The sequence below is a fragment of the Nostoc sp. FACHB-280 genome (genome assembly GCF_014697615.1).
Taxonomy (GTDB): Bacteria; Cyanobacteriota; Cyanobacteriia; order Cyanobacteriales; family Nostocaceae; genus Nostoc_B.
In genome coordinates, this window is the sequence record NZ_JACJSD010000104.1 from 1 (window position 1) to 4,823 (window position 4,823).

Here is a 4,823-nt window from a genome sequence, read left to right on the forward strand (position 1 = left end):
GGCGTAGATATAGCGAAGCTGTCACTAGGGGCAAGATAGGCTGAAAGTATTGTGGAATCTGGGTTTGAGAAAAAAAAGTTCATGATTGGGTTTTAGCAGTTTTGACGGGCGTTTTATAAGCACAGCCACAAATTGGACAGAATCTGTGTCTCAGAGACAACACCAACTCACCGCAATTCGCGCAGTTAGCTCGAATCGGTGTACCGCACAGATAACAAAACTTGGCCTTGACATGACCCCACATAGGGTCAACCGCCGCACCAGGATTCCAACATTGGGGACAAAACTTAACCCCTCTAACCTGAGATACTTCCTCACCCTTGATCACAGCATCTAAATATTCTTGAGGCACGCCAAGTGCGAGGGCTATTCCCTGAAGTGTCTTACGATTAATTTTGGCTGTAAGCCCCCGCTCAATCTTCCCCACAGAGCGTCCGTGTATACCAGCAGCATCCGCCAACTCCAACTGAGTCAAATTGAGTTTCTTCCTGACCCGTGAAACGTAACTAGCAAGGGATTCAGATGGGTGAGGAGTTGTAAAAGTATCCATAAAAAGCTGTTAATTAACTACTCAAAAGATATATAATTTATTGATAAAAAACCTTGTCAAAAATACATAAACCACCGTGAAATCGGGTGTAACTTTAGCCACTGTCACGACCGAATTTTTAGAGCGCCCTGGTCTAGCACCAAGTACTAGAGAAACCTATGAAGTGACCCTCGGACTGTTACTGCAAAAGTATGGAAGTTGGTCAATAGAAATTATCAGTAAGCAAACATTAGTTGAGTATCTAAATAATCTCAGTCATTTAAAATACACAACACACCACAAGCATCAAGCAATACTACAAAGTTTGCTTAACTTTGCAGTAGAACAAGGGTATATAAAATCCAACCCCATCAGGGGACTAAAACAACGTCTACCTGAAAGAGAGAAAGGCGAACATAAAAGCGACGATACAATAAGATATCTAACACAATCACAACTAAATATACTATATGCTGCCGTAAAATATGACTTACGTCTTAGTGCAATAGTTCATTTACTGCATCGCACAGGATGCAGAATAGGAGAGCTTTTAGCCCTAAATATAGATTCTGTAGATATTAATAATCAGAAATTTCAAGTATTGGGTAAAGGTAACAAACAACGTTGGTGCTATTACAGCGATGATGCAGCTTTAGCACTTGCTAAATACTTAAAATACTCACGGCATAAAAACACAAATGCCTTATTTACAGCACAACATCCAGTCACTCTAAAAGTAAGTAGAATCAGCTACCATACATTGCATGATTATTGGCGGGAGATAACCAACAAGTATCCCCAACTTCAACTCTGTCGCATTCACGATTTACGACATACATTTGCTACAGAAAGAGTGGGATTAATCAGTATTGAAGAATTATGCTCGTTAATGGGGCATGAAAGCATTCAGACAACTTTACGTTACGCTAAAGTCACCTCACAAAAATCAGAATCAGCCGCACGTCATGCCTTGAATATACTGATTAATTCTGCTCCAGATGCTGACCTTTAGGGCAATTATATAGAATCACTCAGTTACACTATGTTCTTCACCAAGAAACAGCATTTTATCTCAGTTAAAGATTCCTACCCCAAAGAAGGTAGAATACTGTTTGGTTGAAGAGTGAGACTTAATGAAAAAAACCTGGCAGCCAGAAGAATTAGTAGAGTATTGGACGCTACTCCCAGAAGAATTAGCATTACTGAATCAAAAAAATGACGAGAATAGGTTAGGTTTTGCTATATTGCTGAAGTTTTTTGAGATTTATGCCAGATTCCCTCTTAATAATCAAGAAATCTCCATAAGCGTTGTTAATTATGTTGCCAAACTTTTAGATATTCCCCCAGAGAAGTACTCTTACTACGATTGGCAAGGACGCTCCATAAAATATCATCGCGCTCAAATTAGAGAATTCTTTGGATTTCGAGAAACCAAAGTTAGTGATGCTAAAGAATTAACTAATTGGTTAGCTGAACAAGCATTAATTTATGACTTAAAATTTGAACAACTAAAACTTGCCGCCATAGCGAGACTACGGAATTTAAAACTTGAGCCACCAACAGATTCCAGATTAGAACGTATCATTCGCTCTGCTATTAGAAATTTTGAATCTAAATTTTTTCGGGACATAGCTTCCCAACTATCTCACCAATCTAAAAAGTGGATAGATGATTTTTTGAAGGAGAAAGCTTCAGACCAAGAATTAGATGATACCACAGAACTAAATCATGATAAACAACTGATTAATCGGGGAGATATCCAATTATCTCAACAGTTAGATAACACGAACAACTCAGAAATCAACACTGATGTTTCCAGATTAACATGGGCTGAATTAAAAACAGACCCAGGGAGAATTGGTGTAGAAAGTTTTCAAAAAGAAGTCGCTAAGTTAGAGATTTTTGAGCAATTAGAATTACCAGCAGACTTATTTAAAAAAATCCCCACCAAAGTTCTCCAAGTCTATAAAAGTCGAGTAATTGTTGAACATCCTCGTGACTTACGCCGTCACCCAGAACATATCCGCTACACACTATTTACAGCTTTTTGTTGGCTCAGAAGTCAAGAAGTTATAGATAATTTAGTAGAGTTACTCATCCAGATTGTGCATCGCATAGGTGCCAATGCAGAAAAACGTGTAGATAAAGAACTTATTCAGGATTTTAAACGGGTTCATGGAAAGAATAATCTCCTATACCAAATGGCAGAAGCTTCCTTGAAAACACCTGATGGCACAGTCAAAGATGTGATTTTTCCGGTGGTAAGTGAGGTAACTCTCAAGAATTTAGTGAAAGAGTATAAATCTACAGGGAATGCTTACCGTGAGAAAGTTTATACGGTGATGCGTTCTTCTTATGGTGGATATTATCGTCGAATTTTACCATTAATTTTAAACAAGCTAGAATTCCGTTCAAATAATGAAGTTCACCGTCCAGTTATTCAAGCGATATCAATACTTAAAAAGTATGCTGATAGTAAACAGCGTTATTATGATGCAGGAGAAGATATACCCATTGAAGGGGTATTACGTAGTGGTTGGCAAGAAATTATCTTAGAGACTGGAGCAGACGACGAAATCAAAGTTAATCGCATTAATTATGAATTGAGCGTGCTGCAAGCATTGAGAGAAAAGCTCAGATGCAAAGAAATCTGGGTTGTAGGAGCTAATCGTTACAGAAACCCTGAAGAAGATTTACCTGCTGATTTTGAGGCACAAAGATTAGAATATTTCCAAGCTTTGAAACAACCATCAGATGTGGGAGTCTTTATTGCTAATTTACAAAAACAGATGGATGAAGCATTAACTTTATTTTCTAAAGGAATACCTAAGAATAAATTAGTCACAATTAAAAATACAGGTAAAAGTCGAATTTGTGTTTCGCCTTTAAATCCTCAAAATGAACCTGCTAATTTGACTCGTTTAAAAAGTGAAATTACTAGACGTTGGCGGATGACTAGCCTCTTAGATATTCTCAAAGAAACTGATTTACGAGTAAATTTTAGCCAACACTTTCGGACTGTATCAACCAGAGAGGTTTTAGGCGACTATACTTTACAAAAACGCTTGTTACTTTGTTTATATGGTTTAGGAACGAATACTGGATTAAAGCGTTTAAGTGATGAGATTAAAGGCGATAATTATCAAGATTTACTCCATGTCAAGCGTCATTTTATTCAGAAAGAACAATTACGCAATGCTATTGCCTGTGTTGCAAATGCAATTTTTACTGCCAGAATTCCCACTATTTGGGGAGAGGGTACAACCGCCTGCGCTTCTGACTCGAAAAAGTTTGGTGCTTGGGATCAAAATTTAATGACTGAATGGCACATTCGTTATGGTGGACGGGGTGTGATGATTTATTGGCACGTTGAGAAGAATTCTGTTTGTATTTACTCGCAGTTAAAAACTTGTTCTTCTTCTGAAGTGGCTGCCATGATTGAAGGATTATTACGCCACTGTACTGAAATGAAAGTGGAGACAAATTATGTGGATAGTCACGGTCAAAATGAAGTGGCTTTTGCTTTCTGTCATTTACTGGGTTTTCAGTTAATGCCGCGTCTTAAACGTATTAATGTTCAGAAATTATACCGCCCGTCAACTGGAAATAATGATGCTTATCCAAACTTGCAACCGATTTTAACTCGCGCTATTAACTGGGATTTAATTCGTCAACAATACGACCAGATGGTGAAGTATGCTACAGCTCTGCGTTTGGGTATGGCGGAAACTGAAGCCATCTTAAAGCGTTTTACTAGGGGTAATTTATTACACCCTACTTATCAAGCATTATCCGAATTGGGCAAGGCTGTAAAAACTATATTTTTATGTAAATACCTGCATTCGGTTGAACTGCGACAAGAGATAAATGCTGGACTCAACGTGGTGGAGAACTGGAATAGTGCTAACAGTTTTATTTTTTATGGCAAGGGTGGGGAGATTGCTACTAATCGTTTGTCCGACCAAGAATTAGCTGTGTTATCTCTGCATTTACTCCAGATATCTTTGGTATATATAAATACTTTAATGATTCAGGAGGTTTTGTCTCAACCACAATGGATGAAGTTGATGAAGTTGGAGGATTTGCGTGCGCTTTCGCCTTTAATTTGGGGTCACGTTAATCCCTATGGTACTTTTCGTTTGGATCTCAATGTCAGGTTGCCAATTGAGACGGGGTGAATGTGTCTAAAAATACGCTTTGTTATTCTATCCGAGACACTTATAGTCTGAAAGCCTTTCATATCAGTATTTTCAGCTTATCTTGCCCCTAGTGACAGCTTCGCTAGATCCACGCC

At 38.2% G+C, this 4,823-nt stretch carries 3 protein-coding genes; 2 read left to right on the forward strand and 1 reads right to left on the reverse strand.

The features are described 5' to 3' along the window. Positions 1-79 precede the first annotated feature (79 nt). Positions 80-550, reverse strand: coding sequence for a helix-turn-helix domain-containing protein (locus tag H6G75_RS32470; RefSeq protein WP_190983965.1), 471 nt, complete (start codon positions 548-550; stop codon positions 80-82). Positions 551-626: 76 nt separating this feature from the next. Here H6G75_RS32470 and H6G75_RS32475 point away from each other — a divergent pair, with 76 nt between their 5' ends. Both H6G75_RS32475 and H6G75_RS32480 read left to right on the forward strand, forming a co-directional pair. Then, entirely contained in the window at positions 627-1,541 is a 915-nt protein-coding gene (locus tag H6G75_RS32475) for a tyrosine-type recombinase/integrase (RefSeq protein ID WP_190983966.1), read from the forward strand. Between the two features lie 121 nt (positions 1,542-1,662). Continuing rightward, entirely contained in the window at positions 1,663-4,707 is a 3,045-nt protein-coding gene (locus tag H6G75_RS32480) for a Tn3 family transposase (RefSeq protein ID WP_190983967.1), read from the forward strand. Positions 4,708-4,823 lie beyond the last annotated feature (116 nt).